26 protein-coding genes are annotated in these 20,074 nt (G+C 64.6%); 12 read left to right on the forward strand and 14 right to left on the reverse strand.

All coding sequences use genetic code 11. The annotated features are described in order from the left end of the window. Positions 1-14: 14 nt before the first annotated feature. From ABIC63_RS03890 to ABIC63_RS03915, 6 genes are all read right to left on the reverse strand, one after another. On the reverse strand, positions 15-323 hold the full coding sequence (locus ABIC63_RS03890; protein ID WP_354318750.1) for a Mor transcription activator family protein: 309 nt from the start codon (positions 321-323) through the stop codon (positions 15-17). Next, on the reverse strand, positions 320-2,374 hold the full coding sequence (locus ABIC63_RS03895) for a phage terminase large subunit family protein (protein WP_354318751.1): 2,055 nt from the start codon (positions 2,372-2,374) through the stop codon (positions 320-322). Before ABIC63_RS03895 ends, ABIC63_RS03890 begins: the two co-directional genes overlap by 4 nt. Further along, a complete protein-coding gene (locus ABIC63_RS03900) occupies positions 2,371-2,931 on the reverse strand; it encodes a hypothetical protein (RefSeq protein ID WP_354318752.1) in 561 nt (186 codons plus the stop codon). The genes ABIC63_RS03895 and ABIC63_RS03900 overlap by 4 nt, the downstream gene beginning before the upstream one ends. A 193-nt stretch (positions 2,932-3,124) precedes the next feature. Continuing rightward, on the reverse strand, positions 3,125-3,961 hold the full coding sequence (locus tag ABIC63_RS03905; protein ID WP_354318753.1) for a hypothetical protein: 837 nt from the start codon (positions 3,959-3,961) through the stop codon (positions 3,125-3,127). After that, the gene (locus tag ABIC63_RS03910) at positions 3,951-4,856 is read right to left on the reverse strand and encodes a helix-turn-helix domain-containing protein (RefSeq protein ID WP_354318754.1); all 906 of its coding nucleotides are present in this window, start codon (positions 4,854-4,856) and stop codon (positions 3,951-3,953) included. The genes ABIC63_RS03905 and ABIC63_RS03910 overlap by 11 nt, the downstream gene beginning before the upstream one ends. A 70-nt stretch (positions 4,857-4,926) precedes the next feature. Then, positions 4,927-5,391: a phage regulatory CII family protein gene (locus ABIC63_RS03915; protein WP_143476189.1), complete on the reverse strand. Its 465-nt coding sequence runs from the start codon at positions 5,389-5,391 to the stop codon at positions 4,927-4,929. Between the two features lie 92 nt (positions 5,392-5,483). Between ABIC63_RS03915 and ABIC63_RS03920 the strand changes: the two genes are divergently transcribed. Further along, positions 5,484-5,810, forward strand: a complete 327-nt coding sequence (locus tag ABIC63_RS03920; protein ID WP_354318755.1) for a hypothetical protein — start codon at positions 5,484-5,486, stop codon at positions 5,808-5,810. On the opposite strand, the gene ABIC63_RS03925 is transcribed toward ABIC63_RS03920, so the two are convergent. Both ABIC63_RS03925 and ABIC63_RS03930 read right to left on the reverse strand, forming a co-directional pair. Beyond that, complete coding sequence (locus tag ABIC63_RS03925; RefSeq protein WP_354318756.1) at positions 5,804-6,715, reverse strand: hypothetical protein; 912 nt, start codon at positions 6,713-6,715, stop codon at positions 5,804-5,806. The two genes, ABIC63_RS03920 and ABIC63_RS03925, sit on opposite strands and share 7 nt — an antisense overlap. Positions 6,716-6,758: 43 nt before the next feature. After that, positions 6,759-7,079 (reverse strand): transcriptional regulator, encoded by a 321-nt coding sequence (locus ABIC63_RS03930; RefSeq protein WP_354318757.1) that lies wholly within the window; start codon positions 7,077-7,079, stop codon positions 6,759-6,761. A 118-nt stretch (positions 7,080-7,197) separates the two neighbouring features. On the opposite strand from ABIC63_RS03930, the gene ABIC63_RS03935 reads away from it, so the two are divergent. After that, positions 7,198-7,551, forward strand: coding sequence for a hypothetical protein (locus ABIC63_RS03935; protein WP_354318758.1), 354 nt, complete (start codon positions 7,198-7,200; stop codon positions 7,549-7,551). A gap of 73 nt (positions 7,552-7,624) precedes the next feature. Here ABIC63_RS03935 and ABIC63_RS03940 read toward each other — a convergent pair whose 3' ends face one another. Continuing rightward, the gene (locus tag ABIC63_RS03940; RefSeq protein ID WP_354318759.1) at positions 7,625-8,401 is read right to left on the reverse strand and encodes a hypothetical protein; all 777 of its coding nucleotides are present in this window, start codon (positions 8,399-8,401) and stop codon (positions 7,625-7,627) included. A 248-nt stretch (positions 8,402-8,649) separates the two neighbouring features. Here ABIC63_RS03940 and ABIC63_RS03945 point away from each other — a divergent pair, with 248 nt between their 5' ends. The 10 genes from ABIC63_RS03945 to ABIC63_RS03990 are packed head-to-tail and all read left to right on the forward strand — an operon-like array spanning position 8,650 to position 14,806. Then, complete coding sequence (locus ABIC63_RS03945) at positions 8,650-9,180, forward strand: hypothetical protein (protein ID WP_354318760.1); 531 nt, start codon at positions 8,650-8,652, stop codon at positions 9,178-9,180. Beyond that, complete coding sequence (locus tag ABIC63_RS03950; RefSeq protein ID WP_354318761.1) at positions 9,177-9,632, forward strand: hypothetical protein; 456 nt, start codon at positions 9,177-9,179, stop codon at positions 9,630-9,632. Before ABIC63_RS03945 ends, ABIC63_RS03950 begins: the two co-directional genes overlap by 4 nt. After that, positions 9,629-9,838, forward strand: a complete 210-nt coding sequence (locus ABIC63_RS03955) for a hypothetical protein (RefSeq protein ID WP_354318762.1) — start codon at positions 9,629-9,631, stop codon at positions 9,836-9,838. The genes ABIC63_RS03950 and ABIC63_RS03955 overlap by 4 nt, the downstream gene beginning before the upstream one ends. Before the next feature lie 14 nt (positions 9,839-9,852). Then, positions 9,853-10,047 (forward strand): hypothetical protein, encoded by a 195-nt coding sequence (locus ABIC63_RS03960; protein WP_354318763.1) that lies wholly within the window; start codon positions 9,853-9,855, stop codon positions 10,045-10,047. A 6-nt stretch (positions 10,048-10,053) separates the two neighbouring features. After that, entirely contained in the window at positions 10,054-10,662 is a 609-nt protein-coding gene (locus ABIC63_RS03965; RefSeq protein WP_354318764.1) for a hypothetical protein, read from the forward strand. 5 nt (positions 10,663-10,667) lie between these two features. Next, positions 10,668-11,321, forward strand: coding sequence for an HD domain-containing protein (locus ABIC63_RS03970; RefSeq protein ID WP_354318765.1), 654 nt, complete (start codon positions 10,668-10,670; stop codon positions 11,319-11,321). Further along, positions 11,315-13,282 carry a DNA cytosine methyltransferase gene (locus ABIC63_RS03975; protein ID WP_354318766.1) on the forward strand — a complete coding sequence of 656 codons (1,968 nt, stop codon included), beginning with the start codon at positions 11,315-11,317 and terminating at the stop codon, positions 13,280-13,282. Before ABIC63_RS03970 ends, ABIC63_RS03975 begins: the two co-directional genes overlap by 7 nt. Positions 13,283-13,338: 56 nt before the next feature. Then, positions 13,339-13,623, forward strand: coding sequence for a hypothetical protein (locus tag ABIC63_RS03980; RefSeq protein ID WP_354318768.1), 285 nt, complete (start codon positions 13,339-13,341; stop codon positions 13,621-13,623). Continuing rightward, complete coding sequence (locus ABIC63_RS03985; RefSeq protein ID WP_354318770.1) at positions 13,620-14,489, forward strand: hypothetical protein; 870 nt, start codon at positions 13,620-13,622, stop codon at positions 14,487-14,489. Before ABIC63_RS03980 ends, ABIC63_RS03985 begins: the two co-directional genes overlap by 4 nt. Further along, a complete protein-coding gene (locus ABIC63_RS03990; protein ID WP_354318771.1) occupies positions 14,489-14,806 on the forward strand; it encodes a helix-turn-helix domain-containing protein in 318 nt (105 codons plus the stop codon). The genes ABIC63_RS03985 and ABIC63_RS03990 overlap by 1 nt, the downstream gene beginning before the upstream one ends. Here ABIC63_RS03990 and ABIC63_RS03995 read toward each other — a convergent pair. The 5 genes from ABIC63_RS03995 to ABIC63_RS04015 form a co-directional block, all read right to left on the reverse strand. Beyond that, positions 14,724-15,248, reverse strand: a complete 525-nt coding sequence (locus tag ABIC63_RS03995) for a tyrosine-type recombinase/integrase (protein ID WP_354318772.1) — start codon at positions 15,246-15,248, stop codon at positions 14,724-14,726. The genes ABIC63_RS03990 and ABIC63_RS03995 overlap by 83 nt on opposite strands. Positions 15,249-15,680: 432 nt before the next feature. Then, positions 15,681-16,340, reverse strand: coding sequence for a Fic family protein (locus ABIC63_RS04000; RefSeq protein ID WP_354318773.1), 660 nt, complete (start codon positions 16,338-16,340; stop codon positions 15,681-15,683). Between the two features lie 370 nt (positions 16,341-16,710). Beyond that, the gene (locus tag ABIC63_RS04005) at positions 16,711-17,472 is read right to left on the reverse strand and encodes a TIGR04255 family protein (RefSeq protein ID WP_354318774.1); all 762 of its coding nucleotides are present in this window, start codon (positions 17,470-17,472) and stop codon (positions 16,711-16,713) included. Positions 17,473-17,549: 77 nt separating this feature from the next. Further along, a complete protein-coding gene (locus tag ABIC63_RS04010) occupies positions 17,550-18,800 on the reverse strand; it encodes a tyrosine-type recombinase/integrase (RefSeq protein WP_354318775.1) in 1,251 nt (416 codons plus the stop codon). 240 nt (positions 18,801-19,040) lie between these two features. After that, positions 19,041-19,994, reverse strand: a complete 954-nt coding sequence (locus tag ABIC63_RS04015; protein WP_354318776.1) for a LysR family transcriptional regulator — start codon at positions 19,992-19,994, stop codon at positions 19,041-19,043. Positions 19,995-20,074 lie beyond the last annotated feature (80 nt).

Below are 20,074 nucleotides of genomic sequence, written 5' to 3' on the forward strand. Positions count from 1 at the left end.
TCATAAACTCACTGCTAATTCTTTCTATTTTCGAAAGAGACGACTCTTCGAATAGTCCTTTCTGATGTGGAGTAATCCCGAGCCAGTTGACGCAAGTTTTTTCCGTTAAATCTACTCCTTATTTCTGTATCTCTCGTTGCTCGTTCTACCCTTGTTATCCGTGGAATGTAGACCTGAACGCCTCCCAATCGCTCCACCAGTCTCCGCATAAGCGTCTCGCTCGCTCTGCCGCACCATTCTGCCCCATACAAAATTGCCACCGCTCGCGCCTCATTCTCTATTATTGAAAGCGGATCTTCAGGCGCAGATGTCGAGTTTTTCATAATTGAATTACATTAAAAATTAAGTCTTCTGAGCTGGCATCTTTCGAACTGTCAGGAGGAATCTTTTTCTCTTTGACATCACTTCGTGGGCCAGGGTGAGAATCTTTTTGAAACTCCCCTCCGAAAAGATCGTTTGCCGGCTGGGTAGTCGCCTCAATCTTGGACCAGCGTTCTTCGTTCCACTTGTCAACCCCTAACCCAAGTGCGGCATGCAGCGCGTAGTTGCGGTTATCGAGTTGCTCATTACGCGGGCGACGCTTTATCCAGCGGTAAGCATCCCGACCATTGATCCTCGCTAGGACACGCTGCTCCGCGGTGAGCTGCTCGAAGAACTCGCGTGGCACCTCGTTGGAGAAGTGCACATAGCCTGGGCCAGGCCTATCAATGGCGAGCTGGCCGAGCAGCAGGTCCTTGGCAGCGTCAGTACCTACCCGCCACAGCTTGATGCCCCGGGCGACCTTCCGCCCTCGCCAGTTCACCTCCTGCAGGCTGCTGGGCCCGAGGATGTTGATTGCTTCCTTCCCGTCGCCCTTGATGGCGCGCAGCTGCGGCAGCACGTGTTGTGCCTTGCTGACCCAGTTGTAGACCGCCTGCGTCTGGTCCGAGCTGTCGATGCTGATGGCACTGAGGCCCAGGCTGCCGCCGTGCCAATCCTGTCGGTAGCGGCGCTGCAGCTGCGCGGTGACGGCGGCCCATTCCTCGTCCACCGCCGGATTGCCCTCGATCACCACGACGTCGATCACCCAGGACTCCAGGCCGCGGCCCCAGCCCCACACCGTGATTTCCCACCGGTTGCGCTGGACGTCCACGCCTGCCGTGAGCACCAGGCAGCCCACTGGCACTGTCTGCAGCTTGTAGGGCTCGGCGCGGGCCTGCAGCACGTGCTCATCGGTGCGTTCGCCAGCCAGCTCCCACGTCTCGCCCAGCGTCTCGTTCACGAAGAGCTGCATGGGGCCCGCGTCGCCCTTCTCAAGCGCCTTCAACCCGTTCTCGAATTCCTCCACGATGTGGGACCACGCGCGCTGCGGGCTGTACGCCGTCCAGACGTGGACGGCCAGGGAACGCGGCGGGCGGCAGGGCGTGCCGGCACTGTCGCGCCAGGTACGGTCGGTCCCATAGCGCTTCCCAGTGCGCTCGCACACCCACTCGCCCTGCTGCGGCATGCCGCCGCGAAGATAGTCGGCCTGCGTGATGGATCCATGGCAATGCGGGCAGACGTGGTGCACCGTCTGCGGGTGGCCGCGGTCCCACTTGAAGCCATAGCGCTTGTCCTTGCCGCCCCACATCAGCGGGTGATCCGCGCCGCAGTGCGGGCACTCGATGTGGAAGCGCACGAAGCCCTCGGCCTCATTGGCGGCGTCCTCGATGTGGCAGAGGCCCTTGAGCAGCGGCGTGGAGCCGCACACGAGCTTCGGATAAGGAGCCCCTTCCAGCCGCCCGCGCGCCAGACCGCGCGGCGGGCCGGCCTTTTCGATGCTGCGATCAAACTTGCTGATCTCATCGAGGATGGACACCGCCACCGTGATCCGACGAAACGCGCGCGCGGCCTTGCCGCCGAGCAAGTGCAGGACGCTGTCCCGAAAGCTCTTGAGCTTGATCGTCTCGTCGTTGGGGCCCTTGCCGCGCTTGCGGGCCTTGTTAACCGCGGCCACGCCCGTCTGCGGATCTAGGAGCGGGTCAATCTCGCTCTTGACGTAGCTGTCCCGGTCGTCGTCGGTGGGCTGCCACAGGGCCTGTTTGCGGCGGCGGTGCGCAATGTTGTAGCAAACGAAGGCGGTAACCATCTTCGTGTAGCCAACCCGCTTGGCCTTCATGACGTCCAGCTCTTCGATGCGGTCATCGCTCATGAAGTCGAGGATGCCGACCTGAAAGGCCCAGGCCACCCAGGCGCCTTTCGTGTGGCTGCTCTCGCCGGCCAGCTTGAATTCGTCCTGCGCCCAGTCGCCCAGGCGCTGGGGCGGATCGGCGCGCAGGCTGTCGAGGCCCAGGCGCACGGCGGCCTTGATGGCCTCGGCCGTCTCGGGATGCAGGGTCGGGGGATTCATCGTCATACGCCCTCCCCTTCCAGCTCGCCCGCGGGGTCGTTGGCGGCCTCGTCGGCGTCCTCGGCCAGCATGGCGTCGACCTCTTCGGCAATGAGGCGCTCGGTGCCGCGGATCCATTCATTGCGCGCGTGGGCGACCACCTGCAGCACGGCGACCTTCGCCTCGTCCGGCAGGTCGGGCACCGCCTTGCGCAGCGTGCCCTCTAGCTGGTCGAAGCGGTCGACCACGGCGCTGGCAGCGCGCGCGAGCACATCGGCCAGCAGGCCAACGGCGGCGAACTCACGGCGAGCCACTTGGTTCTTGATTGCCTGGCCGATGCGCTGCTCCCGCGCGAGGGCAGCGCGCTCCTGCACGAGGTCGAGGCCGCCGGCCTCGGCGCCCGCGCGGCCGGCCGCCTGATCCCGCAGGCGCTCGCAGTAGCCGAGCAGCCAGGCCGACGCCGTGTCCCCGCGGGCGATAACGCCCTCGCTCACGAGCTGGCTCACGCGCGCCTCGCTGACGCCGATGAGCTGGGCGAATTCAGCCTGGGAGATAGGCTGGTCCAACAGTGGGATGACCTTCACTTAACCCCCTTAGCAAGCTCGGTGAACAGTCCGAGGCCGCGGTGCGAATTACCCGCACTGGTGACCCCCCAGGAGGGACCCGTGCCGGACCGGTCCGCGTGGCGGACTGGTTTTGCAGCCTCGTCGGCCCCGGCCATGGAACAACGCGCGGTGTTCCACGCGAAACGTGATCGATGCATGTCGGTGTCTTTCATCAAACACCCGCCGCTTGACGGATGCGATAGCGCATGCGCCGGGCCAGCACATCACTGGCCTGCGCCTTCGATGCGATGTCGTCCATGCTGATGCGCGGCCGGTAGCCGGCCAGGCGCACGAACAACAGCACGGGTGCCACATCGCTGTCATGGGTGCCACGCGCGGCCCACACGCCCGGCGCCAGGTGGCGGCCTCGCCCACCCCGCAGCCGGCCATAGGCCACGAAGTAGCGAACGCCGAGCGTGGTCTGGTAGACCTTGCGATTGGCGATGGAGCCGATGCCCTGCTGATTGCGCAGCTGGGCCTTTCGGCGGCCGGTCATGTTGGCCCGGTAGCCCTGCTCACCGCTGGCCTGCAGGTAGCTGATGAGCTGCGAGAGAAAGGCGCCGCGCAGGTTGCCGCGGCCGTCGTCGCTGCCGGGATAGGGACGCTCGGGGATGGCCGTCTGCATGCCCGCGGGCAGGATGCCGGCGCGGCGCAGTGCCACCTCGCTGCGTTTATCTGCCCGGCGCCCGCCGAACTCCTGCGCCTGGAGCACGTGCTGCGGATCAACGCCGATCTTGCCCCCCGGCGTCCACACGCCCCGCGCATCGAGCGTGGGGATGATGCGGGCCGTGAGGTTCTCGGGCGTGGCCTGCAGCACCTTGGGCGAGCGGGCAATGAACGGTGTCGGCCGGTCGAAGGCGCTGGTGAGCGTGGCGACCATCACGCCCCGCACCTTGAAGGCCGTATCGTTGATGGCGGCCGCCTGCGCTGCGGCGAACTGCGGCCCGGTGAGCCGCTCGGCCAGGTGCCGGACCTTCTCGTCCACTGTCACGGACGCATCAATGCGCATGGTTGCCTCCCTTTGCATCGCGAGCCCGGCGCACGGCTGAGGCGTAGACCGGGAAGGCCCGGCCGCGCCCGGCCTGGAAAGCGCCCTCGTCCCAGCGGCCCAGGCCCAGCGCCTCGCCCATGGCTTCGATGCCGCTGCGCGTGGCGTCCCAGGCCGCGCCTGATGCCGTTCCCGCCGCGGCTGCCACCGCTGCAGGCACCGGCGCCTCGTCCGTCCACCGGCGCCCGTGCAGCCAGGACGACAGCATGGGGATCAGGTGATCGCGGCCCTCGCTGCGCAGCCGCTGCCACTCGGCGCCGCTGGCCTGCGCTTCTGCGGCGGCCAGGATCGTCCGGCGCAAGGCTGCGCCAGGTGCCAGGGCCAGCCAGGCCCGCCGCGCCCGCTCCAGCGCCTTGCGGCGCGGGTACATCGCGACGAGGACCTCGAAGTCGGCTGCAGACGCTGCGGCTTCGTCATCTGCCGTGCCGGTCTTCGTGGAATCGCGATAGGACGTGTGCGCGCCCTCCGCGACAGCGGGGGGCAAGGGGGGTTTTGATTCCTTGATGGTTCTATGACGATTAGTGTCCGCGTGGCGGACCGGTACCGGTCCGCGTGGCGGACGGGTCCGGTCCGTGTGGCGGACCGGTACGCCTGGCGGACCGGTTCGCGTGGCGGACTGGTTTGGCGCATGCAATGACGGCTCGCCCGCTGCATTTGCAGCGAATTTTTCGGGTTCAACCCAGTACGTCGTCTTGCGCCCGTTGGTCCGGTTGGCACGCACGATGCCCACCGACTCCAACCACCCAATCGCTTCGATCACAGCTGTCCTGCCGTAGCAGGTGCGTTCGCACAGCCGCTCGATGCTGGGCCAGCAGAAGCCCTCATCGTTCGCCATGTCGGCCAGTGCGATGAGCACGGCCTTTGGCGGCGGTCGCATGGTCAGGGGCCAGCACAGGCCCATGATTCGTGTACTCACGTGGCAGCGCTCACAGTTCTGCAGGGGGAGGCGCAGGGCGCATCCGGCCGCGCAGCATCGCCAGCGCATGGCCCACGGTCGCGATCAGTTCCTGGGCCATCGCCTCCGCACGCCGGATTTCGTTGCGCGTCACCCTGCCCTCGCCCACCAGCACCGCATCGGCCACGGCACGCGCGAAATCGGCCTCGGCCATCTGCAGGCGCATGACCGCCTCGACCGGGTCGCCGCCGATCTGGTCGGGCGTCGCTCGGGTGCACACGAAGCCCAGCGCCGCCGCCATGGCGTGTAGGACGTGGGCCTGGCCGGTGAACAGCTGGGCATCGACCAGTTCGCGCGGACGCAGGAAGTGCGTCGTGTTGTTGGGGTTGGCCTTGTGGGTCAGCGTGCCCACGGGCATGCCGAGGCGCGGCGCCAGGGACTCGACGCCGCCCGGGCCGCCATGGACGACGTGATAGACCGCGTCGTCAATCGACATCGGGCCGCCCGTGTCGGGCGAGCCCCGTCCGTCGACATGGCTTGCACCGCTCGACATCGTGAAACTCATGTGCACAGAAAGGACTCCCCCAGATGAGCACAGACACACCGCAGCACGACAGCAACGCGCCCACGGTTGAAGATCGGCTAGAAGCCTTGGAATTTGTGGTGGGCCAGCTCGCGCTGTCCGTCGAAGTGGAGTGCGCCGCCTTGCGGGCACACCTGGGCGCGCCTGTCGCCCGCAGCGCTGACGCGACGGACGAAAACGGGGACGCCGAGCCCTTCACGGTGGACGGGCTGCGTAAGTGGCTGGAGTTCTGCGTGCAGCGGATGGAGGCGCACCAGAGCGCGTCGGCTGCGCTACGCGCCGCCATCTCGCGGGCGGCCCGCGGCATCGCCGGACTGGGGGTAGCTCAGTGATGACTGCCTCCCGGGGCATCCGGGCCATCGGTTCGCAGCGCCGCCAGCTCTGCCCTGGCCGCCGCCAGTTGCGCGGTCAACCGCATCAGCCAGAAGCCACGCCTATCCAATGCGATGTTCAGGCCCCCATCGTCGGTGTCAGCCAGGAGGACGCCTTCCTTCGACCAATACTGCGTGACTCGGCGGAAGGGATCGTCTGCCGTGCCCGCGCCCACTTCGGCCTGCACCTCGATGACTTCGACAAGCCGAACGCTCAGAGGAGTGGAGAAATGAACGACCGGAGCTATGCCAGCGAACTCGTCGCGCTTGACGAGATTGAGAGTCTCATCACCAGCGGCGGGCCCTATGCCGACCCGCCTCGCCTCGCCCGCATCCGGTTTCTGGCTGCCAAGCTTGCCATCGTCCCGGGCTGCAACCTCATGGCCAACCGCCTCGGCAGTTGCGCCGCCGAATACTTCAGCGCACGGAGGCACAGAGCACATGCCAACGGGCCCGACGCCCTTGTCCACGAACTGAGGTACAGCCTCGTCGGTGGGTTGAGGCGCGCAATCACGTCGCTGGCAAGGGCAGACGGCGATGGAAGCCATGGGCAGCGATAGCACCTGCTCGACGGCCTGCGAAGGCACGAGCTCCTCAAGCCGCGCCCGCGTGGCTGCAAGCTCTCGCGTCAGCCGCAGCAACTCAGGCCCGGCATCGCTGGTGTACATGTCAATGGAGCCCGTGTCGCTTTCGACAAGCAGGCGCCCGTCTCTCGACCAGAGCTGCCAAAAGTGGCGCACGGGATCGCTGGGATCGTCGCAGCGGCCACGATCAACGCTTGCCGACAGAACTCCCATGATTCGCCCTCCAGGGCGTACCACCCGGCGATCCGTATCGCCCCCCTCACGCCGCTGGCCCTCGTTCATGACCCCATCCGTCACCGCAAATCGGGGCACCATGCACGATGGATCAACCATGGGTCGCTCCCGACGCTGCGCCGTCGAAGAGGCCGCGCGTTGGCATGACCCGCGACGCGCCTTTGTCGTGGCTACGCTTTGCGACGAGCCCACGCCGTTGAAGCATCCGAAAGTAGTCGACCTTGTCAGGACGCTGGATCTCGCATGGGACTTCGCCCCCAGTGAACGCCTCGATGTAGGGGCAGTGGTCCAGGGGTATCTGTTTCTCGCCACTGGCCATCTTCGAGACCATGGACGAGGGCACCCGGAGGTGCATCGCCAGGGCCTTCGTTCGCCCCCGTGTCTCCGAGAGCCAGTCATGCAGGGTCTTCATACCCGCAATATTAACCCTGGGATATTAAAAATCAATAACCATAGGTCAGTTTTGCGTATTACCCCTTGGTTATCCAATCTTGGACATGCAAACGGTCCATGAGACGCGGCGGCAGCGCTTGAAGATGCTCATCGCTGAGCGCGGGTCCATCGCCGCGTTGAACGCAGCCTTGGGGTGGGAAGCCACGAACGCACGCCTCTCCCAGATTCAAAACGGCAGCATCCGCAGCGGCCGAGGCACGAAATACGAGATGGGGGACCAGACGGCGCGGGACATCGAAGAACGACTGTCTCTTCCAACGGGTTGGATGGACACGCCGCCGGAGTTGGACGCGGTCGACGACCCTTCGTTGAGGCAGTTCATAGCCCTTGCAGCCAAGCTCACGCCAGCCGACAGAGCGAAGGCCGCGCGGCTACTTAGTGCGCTTGTTGAACCCCCCGACCACGGGCCAGCCAACGGCACTACAGGCTAGCAACGACTCAGACTATCGCTCCCGACACGAGCAGAAGCGACCACCCAAAGACGCGCCGCAAAAGCGGCGTTGACTACGGCCGGCAGCCTGGCGTCTGCGCGGAGCCGCAGGGAGGCCTGGTGTCGACTGGCTTGGGAAATGGTGCTGGGGGGGTTGCGGTGCCGGGTACGTACGTCGACGATGCCGCTCCATCCCCCGCCCTCGCTGGCACTGGCATGGGCTGAGGGGGCTCAGCCATTGCTGCAGCCGCCGCTGGCAGTTCGAGCAAGGTTGCTATGCGCTCGCCCGCCCGCTCGGCGACGTCCTTTGCCGCACGGCGAGTAGCGTCTTCGACTACTTCCAAGGCTTTCTCGCACAGCCCGCCTGCGGGGCCGTCCGAACTGCGTTGCGAGTTCACCGTGAAACTACGGCGTCGGCCGCCGACATTGGCAAGTACAGACACGCCAATCTCGACCGTGCCGGTACATACGCCCTCAACTGCACCGATCTGACAGCTCAGCCGGGGATTGAATTCTTCAAGACGGAAGGCGACGTTGTTGGGACCGGTTGCCGCCTTCGCAAGCACCGTGTCCTCAAACAACTCTCGACTTGCCGCCTGAAGCGCAGACCGGACCGCGGCACTGCCATCGAAGTTGTACGTGTGCGCGCTGCAGACTTGCGATGTGGTCTTGAAGCCTGTACGGCGTGCGTTAGCAATGGACTCGTCGATCACCACGGGCCAAGTGCCCCTCGCCTTCTCGCCGCTGATCGTCGTCACGTTCACGCCCGACACCGCGACGCTGTTCCGGCTGTACGTTTGTGCGCAGCCGCCCACCGCGAGCGCAACTGCAAGAAGGCCGACAAACCTCATCTCCAACTCCTCGGATGTGACGGACCCCACATGGCCCGTTAGTTTTGTTAACAAATGTGCATCGTAGCGGTGCGCTGTTCGCATCACTTATGCCGTTTTGCCTACTTACCTAGCTCAGCTCCTGGCGTCGCCCACGTTCTACACAGGACACACATGAGCACCGCCTCCTGGTCTGATAAATATCCATGGGATATTGACATTAATATCCATGGGATAAATACTTGCCTCGTCACTTCGACGGAGGCCACATGGCACATGCCAACCCCGCACCGGCGGTCACCGGTTGCACAGCACCTGCGCGCGAGCCCCGCGCCGAAATCTGGATGCGCCAGCGTGGCGCGCGCCGCCAAGCGTTCTACCGGTGCCCCAGTCACCCCCAAGGCCCGGACTCTTGGGCTTCGCTGCCCGTCCCCGCGGCGGACAAGGCGCTGCGCGTCGGCGTGCTCGACATGGGCGCCGGCTTTCGGGTGCCCGTCATCACGTCCGCCCAGGCTGAGGCCGAAGCGCGCCGAGAGCAGATGGACCGCCGCGAGTTCGACAACATCCATCGCGGGCTGAATGCAGAACGCTCCATGCCGGAGCTGCCCTACTGCATCCCTGAGTCGTGGAGCGCGGGCGGGAGCTACTGGCTCGCCTATCCGCGCGCCCCGCTGGCCGCCGAGCTGTACGACGTCATGAACCCGGGCGCGTCGATCAGCAGCGGCTATCTCGCGACGGTCGATGACTTCGGGTTTCTCGTGCCCGTATCCGGCGCACGCGCACTGGGGGCGCCGCTGTGAAGGTCGTCACCGCCGATGGCCGATGGTTTGCCCTGCAGGCCGAAACCGCATCCGATACAGCGTTCATGGACGCAATCGACATGTCCGCTCACAGCGTGCACGTGGTGCGCCTGTTGCGCACGGACGGCCGCAACACCGTGGCCGTCCTATCAGCGGACCGTCGCGATCCGCGCGCCCTAGTCGCCGAGGCGAGTCGCGAGACGGCTCGCACCCTCGGACAGCTGATGCGCTTGCTCCTTCGTCAACCGGCACTCGACGGGCATATCAGCACCGATCCCCCCAATCCAGAGCCGCAGGAACAGCTCGCCGCCCGTCTCGAACAGCTCCAACTCATGTTGGACGCCGGACGTGATCCGGTCGGGGAGGAGGAAGCCATGCTCAAGGAAGTGAAGTGCACCCATCGCTGCACTCTAGCCAGCGACTGCAACTGCGCCAATGGGGAAAGCGCATGACCGCATCCGAACGCAAAGCCCGCGCCCTGCGACTGCTGACGGATTGGGCCCTCGCCTCGCTCATCGTCACGTTCATCCTGGCCGCGACGATCGGCACGGACGACGCACACGAGGCAGCGCCCTCGCCTGCCGTCGCCGACGCCATCGAAGGCGCCCGCCTGGCCGCGCGTGAGCGCGACCTGCCCGAGCACTGGCCTCCGCGCTGATACGTCGCATCGCCATGGATCACACGCCCACCGCCCTTGCCGAGGGCCAGGATCTGCGCGAGCGCGCCCAGCTGGTGCAGCTCATCACGCAGGCGCAGGCCGCGCTCGGCGACGACTACCGACCCAACAAAGGGATTGGCCCTGTGCTGTGTCTCTTCGCCTGCGTGGTGCTGCTGGCCCTGCTGCTGGGCTGGCTGCTACTGCACTGATCGACCATGAAGACGTCCGGCATGTTCTTCCTGCGTCGGCCACCCTTCCGGGTGCAGCTGGCATCGCCGCGCGACGGCCACGACCACGGCTGGCAGCTGCTTCTCGGCGAGCGTCATTCGCAGCGCGGCATCCAGATGCTCAGCGCCATGTGGATCGGCTCGGCGGCCGAGGCGTTCATGCAGGCCCATCCCGAGCTGAGGGCCGGTGACTGCCTGAATCTGCAGCTCGACCGGCTGCACGCCAACCGGGACGAGATCGTCGGCTTCGTGGAGCGCGGCGAGCTGGCCCCGCCGCGCTGGCCTGCTCTGGCGCATGGCGACGGCGCCGATGCCCTTCCCCTGCCGCCGCGGGCTGTGTCCTGCGGTGCGCCTCCCCTTTCCCCTTCTCCCTCGCCCATGACCCATTCCATCGTGGCTCTGTCCACTGTGAAGCTGCACGCGCAGGCGGCAGCGCGGGCCCGCCGTCCTGCTGAGGACGCATGCCCCTACCCCTTCGAGAGCGCCGCAGCTGGCAGCTTCAAAGCCTATTACGAGGCCGAGCTGCAGCGCATGCGCGACGAGCTGGCACAGAGCCAGGCGCAGGACGCCGCGCAGGCCGAGGGGCAGCCGTCATGACGTGGATGCTGACTCCCACCGGCGGCGAGTACCACCTGCTCGGTGCAGCGGCCATGACGGATGCCGGCCAGCCCGTCGACATCGAGGCCGTCGCGCATCAGCTGTCGCTCATCAATCGGTTCCACGGCGCAACGTCCCGCCCCTACAGCGTGGCCGAGCACTCGCTGCTGTGCTGCGACATCGCCGAGCGCCTCGGCCGCTCGGTGCATGTGCAGCTGGGCGCGCTGTGGCACGACGCGCACGAGTGCGTGACGCAGGACCTGAGCAGCCCGGCGAAGCGCGCCGTCAACGCCATGGCCTGCGCCGCGGGCGGCACCAACGCGTGGACGTACTTCGAGGCCACGCATGCGAAGCGCTTCCGGCGCGCGCTCGGCCTGGAAACGGTCTTCGTTGGCGCGCGCGCTGTGCTCAAGACCATCGACCTCATCGCCCTGGCCACCGAGCGGCGCGACCTGACGGCCTGGCACCCGGACCGCTGCCAGCCCTGGGCCGTGCTGCACGACGCTGACCCGGCCGAGCGGATCGAGCCCATCACCTGGCTGCGCCTGGACTCGCCCGAGCGCGCTGCGATGACCTGGCAGGACTGGCGGCAGGCATTCCTCGACCGCTTCAAGGCCCTGCAGCACGCCCAGCGCGTGGCGCGGGAGCGCGCATGCTGACGCCGCAATTCCTGCTGCCGCTGGCGGCAAAGCTGGTCATCGACCTGTTCGCCGGCGGCGGCGGCGCATCGACCGGCATCGAGCAGGCCATCGGCCGCCCGGTGGATGTGGCGATCAACCACGATGCCGAGGCCATCGGCATGCACGAGATCAACCACCCGCAGACGCGCCATTACCGCGCCGACATTCGCGAGGTCGACCCGCTGGCCGTGACGCGCGGCCAGGCTGTGGGCCTGTTGCACGCATCGCCGGACTGCACCCACCATTCCCAGGCGCTCGGCGGCCAGCCGCGCAAATCCGAGATCCGTTCGCTGGCCTGGCAGGTGCTGCGCTGGGCCGGCAAGGCGCGGCCGGACGTCATCACGCTGGAGAACGTCGAGCAGATGCTGCTGTGGTCCCCGCTGGTCGCCAAGCGCGATCCGGCGACCGGGCGCGTGCTGACCCTGGATCGCGTGCGCGATGCCGTCTCGGGCAAGCTGGTGCATCGCGTGGCCGAGCCGGGCGAGCGGGTGCCTCGGCGCAATCAGTTCCTTGTGCCTGATCCCACCCGTAAGGGTCGCAACTGGGAGCACTTCGTCGGGGCGCTGCGCGCGCTGGGCTACAAGGTGGAATGGCGCGTGATCTGCAATGCGGACCTGGGCGCGCACAGCACCCGCACGCGGCTGTACATGGTCGCCCGCTGCGATGGGCTGCCCATCGTGTGGCCCGCGCAGACGCACGCCAAGCGGCCTCGCGCCGGACTGCAGCCGCATCGCCCGGCGGCCGACTGCATCGACTGGAGCATTGCGGGCACGAGCATCTTTGGCCGCAAGAAGCCATTGGCCGAGGCCACCATGCGGCGCATCGCCCATGGCATGCGCAAATACGTGCTGGACACGCCGGAGCCGTTCATCGTGGCCGGCATGTCGCCCGCGCTCGTGCCGGTCACCCACACCCGGGATACCGCCTTCGACATCGGTAAGCCGTTGCGCACGATCACGACGGCCAAGGGTGGCGAAACCGCCCTCGCTGCGGCGCACCTGCTGCCGCTGACGCATCAGGGCAGCCACCGCAACCACGATCCGCGCGAGCCCCTGCCCACCGTCACGGCCGCCCGCCGCGGCGAGATTGCCGTGACGGCGGCGCACCTCGTGCAAATGGGCTACGGGGAGCGCCCGGGACAGGAGCCGCGTTCACTTGATCCGCGTAAGCCCCTTGGCACCATCGTTGCCGGCGGCCAGAAGTTCGCCACCGCAGCGGCATGCCTCGTGCAGGCGGGCCACGGCGAAGGCAGCGGCAAGACTAAGCGCCGCAGCGCCGGAGCCAACGACCTGCGCGAAGCGCTCGGCACGGTGACGGCCAGCAGCGTTAGCCACGGCCTCACGGCCGCGTTCATGGTGCAGGCGAACGGCGGATTCAATGCCAGCCCCGCGCGTGACATGCGCGATGGCGTCTCCACCGTCACCACATCGGGCAGTCAGCAGCAGCTCACGGCGGCGCACATGGTCACGCTGCGACGCAACTGCAACGGCCGGGCCATGAATGAACCCGCATCGACCATCACGGCCGGCGCCGAACATCACGCCCTCGTGCAGTACGAGCTGAGCAAGGAGCACGAGGCCGGCGCGCTGCGCTGCGCCGCCTTCCTCATGCGCTACCACGCCAGCGGCGGCCAATGGGCCGACCTGCGCGAGCCGATGACCACCATCACCACGCATGACCGCCTCGCGCTGGTGACCGTCTGGCTGCAGGGTGAGCCCTGGGTGATCGTGGACATCACGCTGCGCATGCTGGTGCCGCGCGAGCTCTACAACGCGCAGGACTTCCCGCCGTCGTATGTCATCGACCGCACCGCCGGCGGCAGGCCGCTGACGAAGACGGCACAGGTGCGCATGGCCGGCAACAGCGTGAGCCCGTTGCCCATGCGCCTGCTGGTGGCGGCGAACTATCGCGAATTCGCGGTGGAAAGGCTGGCTGCATGACCTCGCCCCGCCCACGTCCCTCTCCCTCCTCCTCTTTCTCTTCCCTTGGAACCCGCATGAAGACCACGACCCTCCCCGCGGGCCGCGATCCCCGCTGGCCTGCTGGCCGGCCTGCATCGCCGCTATCCGCTTTCTGCCAGGTCGCCGCCCTGAGCGGCAGCACCATCGGCGCCGCCCTGCAGGTGCATGCCGCCAAGCGAGCGACGAGCACACGCTCGGTGGAACGCGCCCGCGGCGAAGGACGCGACCGCAGCACCCTGCAGGGCCTCAACAAGGCGGGCCGCCACGGCGGCGCCTACACCAGAGCCAAGGCCAGCCCAGCAAAAGGAGGAAAGGCATGATGACCACCGACCGCACCACTGCAGCAGCTGCGGCAGGCGATCCGTTCTCGGCCTTCGAGCGCACGCCCGCGCTGCTCGCCGCCTGCCAGGCACTGCAGCCCACGCAGCTGCCGAACGACAGCGACCGCATGTTTGCCGCCTTCTCGGCAACCTACGACGCCGATCCGGCCGATCCCTCGATGGCCGACGACCTGGCGAAGTTCTGTGATGGATGGCAAGCCGCGCAGGCGGCCGGCGAGCTGCCCACCTGCGACGGCATGCCCCTGCGCATGCTCGACCGTGCCGGCGCGGTGTCGGTGGCACGCATGCGCGAGGCTTTCGAGAAGAGCATGCGAGATACCCCGGTACTGCAGCAGCACACGAAGCTCGGCGCTGCGACCGACGGCGATGCGTTCTCGCACTACGTGGACCCGCGCACGGATGTGCTGTGGCTGGGCTTCGCGCTGGGTATGCGAGCTGCGGCCCGCCTGGCTGCCGAAGATGCGCAGAAGCCAGGCAGCACGTTGAACGTCCTGGCCAGCGTGCTGCACGACCACATCACCGGCAACCAAGCCGCATGGATCGAATGGCAGCACGGAGCGGGCGCCGAGGCCGCCATGAAGTGGATTCAGAACGGCCTGGCCGGCCCTGGAAACATTCCTGACGAGGGCGCGCCGTACGGGCTCGAGGCGCAGGCATGGTTTGATGCCAACCAGTCCAATCCGCTCCCGAAGTGCTTCTGCGGCCGTCCCTCCAACATCGGATGGAAGGGGCAAGGGTTCTGCTGCAAGGCTCACTACAACCAGGCTCGCAGCGAGCAGCACGCCGCATGCGAGGCCCAAACCGCCGAGCCTCCGGCATCCACAAAGCCACGAGCGGAGACGTGATGGATAGCGCAGCCCTGGAAACCATTGGGCCCGAAGATGCCGCGCCGATCCTGCGGTGCACTGCGGAACAGGTCGAGCTTCTGGCACGGACAGGCGAAATTCCCGGTGTGAAGTTTGGACGTAGCTGGGTCTTCGTGCGCGCCGACCTGATCGACTGGATACGCGAGCGCGGTCGCGAAGAAGCCCAGGTACGCCGAGAGCGAAAGCAGCCGGCCCCGGCGCCTGGCTATCGCCTCACCAGGCAGCGTCGCTCAGCGCCGCCGGTGTTGCCTCAGCCGGCCCCTGCCATAGCCGCTGCGCTAAGTCCTCGGCTCTGAAGCTCGCATACCGTTGGGCCATCATCGAACCCGGGGCCCACCCCATGATGCGGTTGAGCTCTTCCAGGCGGAACAACGGGGCTCCGCCAGGCCCCTTCAATTCGAGCCACTGGCACGTCGCCTCGTGTCTCAAATCGTGCTCGCGAAGCCCTTCGATGTCCATGTACTCGAAGGCAATGCGGAAGCGGAACGACAGGCTCTGACTGACTGTCTTGATGCCTCTGACGCCTTCTTCGTCCATGAATGGAAAGAGCCAGGCCGCTGGCAACATGGAGCGTGTCGCGAGATAGGCGTGGAGCGCCTCATGAACCTCGGGGCGCATCGGCACGTCCCGAAACTTCACGGCCCCGCGCGACTGCTTTGACGACTGCACACGGATTACCTTCGCGTCCAGGTCCACTTGATGACGACGCAACGTGAAGATGGACCTACCGAACGACATGGTGCGGCTCCGCCTCCAGCAGCGGCTAAGCCCCTGCGCGGTCAAGGTTGCATAGGCGAAGCACCAACCGCACGAGCCACCTGACTCGGCTAGCGCGTCTCTCGTCCAGATCGAGCAAGTGCAGTGGGCCGCCACGAAGCTGCTCGCATGATCCATCAGTTCTGGAGCCGGCAGCGCAAGCGGAGGCCGGCATGTCTGCTATCCCACGGTCGGGCAGGCTCAACTCTGGGTGATGGCTTGTCCGATCCCCGGCGCTAAGTCGGGACGGAAACGGCCATTTTCTGTGTCCGCCGACCACGCGGAGCGGTTCGAAGAACATGGCCTACGCGAAGCGGAGGTGCGGCGTGCCAACTAACAAATTCAACTCTCCGATTAAATCCTGTCGTGGTCACCGCCTAATTACTTCGCAAATTATCCTTGGGTCAATTCAATCTAATTTTTTGTAAAACCTGATTCTTGCAATGCGAGCATGTGGAAGGCATCGATAAGCGGCTGCTTGTTGCCCTTCCTAAAAAGGAAAATAGCCTCATCAGTTGGCCAAGCATTTCGGGTTGGCACATTCCATATAACACAGCGAAGGCCGGCCATGCGAAACAAGCACCAGACCAGAAGCCGGCTCATGTGGCCATTGCCGTTCGCGTAAGGATGTATGGCAAGAAACTCAGCAAAAAAAGTGGCGGTCATCCTAGACCAAGCCTGCAACTTGTTCTCTATCGTCAAATTTTGATTCTGAGCGAACTCAATTCTCAGCTTTCCAATCTCTGAGATCAGGCTGCGATGGAGGTCAACCATTGCCCGAGCCACTTCGGCAGCTCTCTTGCCCTGCTTGGCAGGATCAGGTGGGTCACCCTTCTTACCGAAACTAACTTCATAAGCTATCAAATAGAAAAAATTCGAGCCTCGATAGTTTCCGGCGTAGCCAGAGTTTCTACTGTGCACGACCTCTTCAAAAAGAAACCGATGCCACGTTCGTGTACTAGATAAATATGAAAATTTCGCCAGATCGTCGCCGTCAGCATCTGCCAAAATCTTGGCGCAACGTAGCGCGACCGATGCTGCCTTTGGATGGCTTTCGTATTTCCAGCCCGACACCGGATTTCTCAACTATTAGAAGAGATTAGGATAAGCTTCGCAAACTTGAGATATCAAAGCCCGCGATTCGTCAGGAACATTAAACATCTCTCCGCTGCGCAAATCCTTCCAAAAATCACGTAACTCATTGTCAAGACTACGGAATTCTTGCGTATGTCGTCCAACTTCGAAAAATTCAGTGTTTAATGATGTTGTCGCTGGCAAAATGTAGAACTCTGTATTCGCACTTCTTCTTAAGGACTTCACATCCGTCGGGAGCTGCACTGCTCCGCTCACCATCCCGAACGCAGCGCCTGCAGCCGATAATAGTCCAGCCACGAGCGTAGCATTTACGCTCCTTGCGGCTCCCATGTTTGCGTAAATTGTCTCGTTAATCATAATGAGGCCCTAACACTTCCAGCGCTTCGGGACGAATACACCCAAAAAAGATTTTTTTGGATTCGTCGTGTATAAATTCTAGACGGCTTTCGAAACCCTCTCTGAATTGTGCGACCGTATCAAAATTTTCCACGAACTGAATAATGTCGGTAGAAACCATTGTTCCTACTTTGCCCGAATCAGGAGCGTTCATAACCATTGGACTGCCAAATTCTCTGATCACTGTCAGTCCGTCATCGCCCTTCAAATCCGTACGAAGAACTACGTTATGCCCAAGGATAGATGCATCATTAATTTCGAGTTTCCAATTAAGTTTTTGCATTCCTTCTGGAAACAAATCGTCAGGCAAAAAATCAATATATTTTAATGAGTATCTCTCGACAACCTCAACGTAGCCGATACCAATAACGTGATCTAGCAGCCGATTTATAAGATCTTTAAAAAAAGACCACCCACGATATGGCAATTTGCAAGCAATTCCTATCAACCGATCTCCAACAAAGGCAGTATGGGCCTCCCAATCTAACCGCACCGCAGGTTGATACCCCAATTCCGCATCCGCCTGCCGGAGCGCCGTAGGCAACTGCCCAGCGGGAAGGCGACTTGAAGCAGTAGGAGGCCCAAAAAGAGTCAATAGCGTCCCGGGCAGCAAGTCAACCACTTGAGCACTAGTCTGAAACCGCAACTCAAAGATCGCATCCCCGATTACGGGAGTGTCAAGGCGTTTCGGCAGTCTGGATGGATTGCTGGTCATGTTACATAATCAAATTCATTACATAGTAGCATGAGTCTGTGCAAATTTTATGTGTAACCTAGTTCACATTTACTAGATCATTTGGATGAACTGGATACCCACGGCCCGAGGTTCGACTCGAAACCATTTGCCCATAGGCGCAGCGCCAAGTCCTCTGCCCTAAAGCTTGCATAACGCTGAGCCATAACTGATCCGGGCGCCCACCCCATGATGCGGTTGAGCTCTTCCAGGCGGAACAACGGGGCTCCGCTTGGCCCCTTCAATTCGAGCCATTGGCACGTTGCCTCGTGTCTCAAATCGTGCTCGCGGAGCCCTTCGATGTCCATGTACTCGAAGGCAATGCGGAAGCGGAACGACAGGCGCTGACTGACAGTCTTGACGCCTCTGACGCCCTCTTCTTCCATGAATGGAAAGAGCCAGGCCGCTGGCAACATGGAGCGTGTCGCGAGGTAGGTCCGGAGTGCCCCATGGACCTCCGGGCGCATGGGCACGTCACGGAACTTCACAGCCCCGCGCCACTGCTTTGACGACTGCACACGGATCACCTTCGCGTCCAGGTCCACCTGATGACGACGCAGCGTGAAAGCCTCCTGTAGCCGGATGCCGCTGTGAACGATGACCAGATACAGCGTAAGCAGAGCGTTGCCGCCCTTGAGCTGGAGGCCACGCGGACGGTCGGGACGTTCATAGCCCGACAGCACCTGCAGGATCTTCTCGTGCTCGCCAGGTTGCAACCGCCGGTCACGCACGTTGTTGACCTTCGGCTCTTTGGCAGCAGCACGCACGATCTTGGCATCGACGTCCGAATACGTCGCGTAGCCACGGGGCAAGAGCCGACATGGATTCGCGAACTGGACGTCCGGATGGTGCCGAAGGTACTCATCAATGGCGCGACTCAGCGCCTGCACGCGATGCTTGATCGACTGGGGGCTGAGGTTCTTCTCGACCTTCAGCCAGCGGAGGTATGAGGACAACCAGCTGTAGGTAGCCTCACTCAGCTTCAGCGTGCCGACCTCGCGATTGACAGTGCTGAGCGTCAGCAGTTGCGATGGTGCCGCGAGACCGCTGTCCGACCATTCACCCAGCACTCGTGCCATGCGTACTTCGAGCCTCGCGGGAGGCCTCGTCAGCTCGGCCGGTAGCGGCAGCTCCGCAAGCTTCATCAGCTTCCACTGCTGCGCGTATGCCAGAGCCTCGGCCTCAGTGTCGAACTGGAAGTACTTCCGCCCGTTGGGCAGGGATGTATGACGCAGCCCGATCTCCCACTTACCTGATGCCTTTTGCCGTGCTTTCGCCATCGCGCAGTCCTGTTCGATGAGATGGATCATCGCACGGACTGACCGGCATTCCAGCCGCCATTTCGTGGCGGCTGACGCTCTTTTCCACCCGCCTCGACTTGCCATTGGCGTTCTAAGTCTTTGATCTACCTAGCGCACTCTAGAAGGCCTTAGTCGCCAGTCCGCTACAAGATCGAACTGATCCAACGCAAGGACGACGCCAGCACCGGCCAGGGCCTGCGCTGACCGCTGTGCGGTGCGGCGCACTGTCGCATCGCATTGCCCGCCGACTCACTGGCCGGCTGCTTCGCCCGGCAGGCTCACCAGCCGCCACAGCGACTCCGCCAGCTCCGACATCGCCGCGGGCTGGCGGTACAGCCGGATGTCCACCGGCACCCGCCATTCGCCATCGCCTGCATCTACCAACGCGCCGCTGCGCAGCTCGTCCTGCACCAAGCTGGCCGGCAACCAGGCCACGCCCTTGCCTTCGCGCACCATGGCCTTGAGCAGGATGGCGTGGTGGGCCGTGAAGACGATGGAGGCGCGGGGTTCAACGGCGGCTTGCGCCTCGTCGCCAAACCACTCGCGCAGTTGGGCACGCAGGATGCGCCCGAGGCCCGAAGCCTCGCTGTAGGCCAGCACGGGCAGCGGGCCACCCGCAACCAAGTCGTGCAGCGGCCGTCCCTGCGCATCCGGGGCCGACAGCGGCAGCAGCACATCGCCATCCAGCCGCAGCCACGGATGCTGCGCCTCGTCCAGCCGGCCCGCCACCTCGGCATGGCCATGGCACAGCACGAACTGCACGCGCCGCTGAAGCGCCAGGTCCTCGCAGGCCAGGGAGCTGTCCGACAGCGTTTGCACCGGGCCGATGCGCAGCCGCCCTTCCAGTCCGGCCAGCCAGGCCGGGAACCAGGTCAACGACAGCACATGCGTGGCCGCGAAGCGCAGGCTGGCTGCGGCCGACTCGTGGGCGGCGCGGGCCTTCTGGCGTGCAGCCTCCAGTCCAGCCAGCACGCCGCGCAGCAACGGTAGGAACCGCTGCCCCGCCGCCGTGAGCGCCACCGGATGGGCGCTGCGGTCGCACAGCTCCACGCCCACCCATTCCTCCAGCGACCGGATGTGGCGGCTGAAGGCGGGCTGCGCGATGTGCCGCACCTCGGCCGCGCGCGAGAAGCTGCCGGTGTCGGCCAGCGCGACGAAGTCTTCCAGCCAGTCGAGGTCGAGGGGGCGGTTGCCCGGGCCCATGGGCGTCTCCTGCGGGGCCGCACGGCCCGCGATAGTTGTATGCGATTCGAGTATTGGACGGTCCGGGGGCCGGCGCGGAA

The organism is Pseudacidovorax sp. 1753 (assembly GCF_040544975.1).
Classification (GTDB): domain Bacteria; phylum Pseudomonadota; class Gammaproteobacteria; order Burkholderiales; family Burkholderiaceae_C; genus Xenophilus.

What these genes read in the sequence shown, in the direction of transcription:
- ABIC63_RS03960 (WP_354318763.1), top strand. Translation starts at nt 9,853, where the DNA reads ATGGATCACACGCCCACCGCCCTTGCCGAGGGCCAGGATCTGCGCGAG.
- ABIC63_RS03905 (WP_354318753.1), bottom strand. Translation starts at nt 3,961, where the DNA reads ATGCGCATTGATGCGTCCGTGACAGTGGACGAGAAGGTCCGGCACCTG.
- ABIC63_RS04005 (WP_354318774.1), bottom strand. Translation starts at nt 17,472, where the DNA reads ATGACCAGCAATCCATCCAGACTGCCGAAACGCCTTGACACTCCCGTA.
- ABIC63_RS03995 (WP_354318772.1), bottom strand. Translation starts at nt 15,248, where the DNA reads ATGTCGTTCGGTAGGTCCATCTTCACGTTGCGTCGTCATCAAGTGGAC.
- ABIC63_RS03890 (WP_354318750.1), bottom strand. Translation starts at nt 323, where the DNA reads ATGAAAAACTCGACATCTGCGCCTGAAGATCCGCTTTCAATAATAGAG.
- ABIC63_RS03920 (WP_354318755.1), top strand. Translation starts at nt 5,484, where the DNA reads ATGAGCACAGACACACCGCAGCACGACAGCAACGCGCCCACGGTTGAA.
- ABIC63_RS03990 (WP_354318771.1), top strand. Translation starts at nt 14,489, where the DNA reads ATGGATAGCGCAGCCCTGGAAACCATTGGGCCCGAAGATGCCGCGCCG.
- ABIC63_RS04010 (WP_354318775.1), bottom strand. Translation starts at nt 18,800, where the DNA reads ATGATCCATCTCATCGAACAGGACTGCGCGATGGCGAAAGCACGGCAA.
- ABIC63_RS03985 (WP_354318770.1), top strand. Translation starts at nt 13,620, where the DNA reads ATGATGACCACCGACCGCACCACTGCAGCAGCTGCGGCAGGCGATCCG.
- ABIC63_RS03965 (WP_354318764.1), top strand. Translation starts at nt 10,054, where the DNA reads ATGAAGACGTCCGGCATGTTCTTCCTGCGTCGGCCACCCTTCCGGGTG.
- ABIC63_RS03930 (WP_354318757.1), bottom strand. Translation starts at nt 7,079, where the DNA reads ATGAAGACCCTGCATGACTGGCTCTCGGAGACACGGGGGCGAACGAAG.
- ABIC63_RS03925 (WP_354318756.1), bottom strand. Translation starts at nt 6,715, where the DNA reads ATGAACGAGGGCCAGCGGCGTGAGGGGGGCGATACGGATCGCCGGGTG.
- ABIC63_RS03955 (WP_354318762.1), top strand. Translation starts at nt 9,629, where the DNA reads ATGACCGCATCCGAACGCAAAGCCCGCGCCCTGCGACTGCTGACGGAT.
- ABIC63_RS03945 (WP_354318760.1), top strand. Translation starts at nt 8,650, where the DNA reads ATGGCACATGCCAACCCCGCACCGGCGGTCACCGGTTGCACAGCACCT.
- ABIC63_RS03970 (WP_354318765.1), top strand. Translation starts at nt 10,668, where the DNA reads ATGCTGACTCCCACCGGCGGCGAGTACCACCTGCTCGGTGCAGCGGCC.
- ABIC63_RS03940 (WP_354318759.1), bottom strand. Translation starts at nt 8,401, where the DNA reads ATGAGGTTTGTCGGCCTTCTTGCAGTTGCGCTCGCGGTGGGCGGCTGC.
- ABIC63_RS03975 (WP_354318766.1), top strand. Translation starts at nt 11,315, where the DNA reads ATGCTGACGCCGCAATTCCTGCTGCCGCTGGCGGCAAAGCTGGTCATC.
- ABIC63_RS03895 (WP_354318751.1), bottom strand. Translation starts at nt 2,374, where the DNA reads ATGACGATGAATCCCCCGACCCTGCATCCCGAGACGGCCGAGGCCATC.
- ABIC63_RS03915 (WP_143476189.1), bottom strand. Translation starts at nt 5,391, where the DNA reads ATGTCGATTGACGACGCGGTCTATCACGTCGTCCATGGCGGCCCGGGC.
- ABIC63_RS03980 (WP_354318768.1), top strand. Translation starts at nt 13,339, where the DNA reads ATGAAGACCACGACCCTCCCCGCGGGCCGCGATCCCCGCTGGCCTGCT.
- ABIC63_RS04015 (WP_354318776.1), bottom strand. Translation starts at nt 19,994, where the DNA reads ATGGGCCCGGGCAACCGCCCCCTCGACCTCGACTGGCTGGAAGACTTC.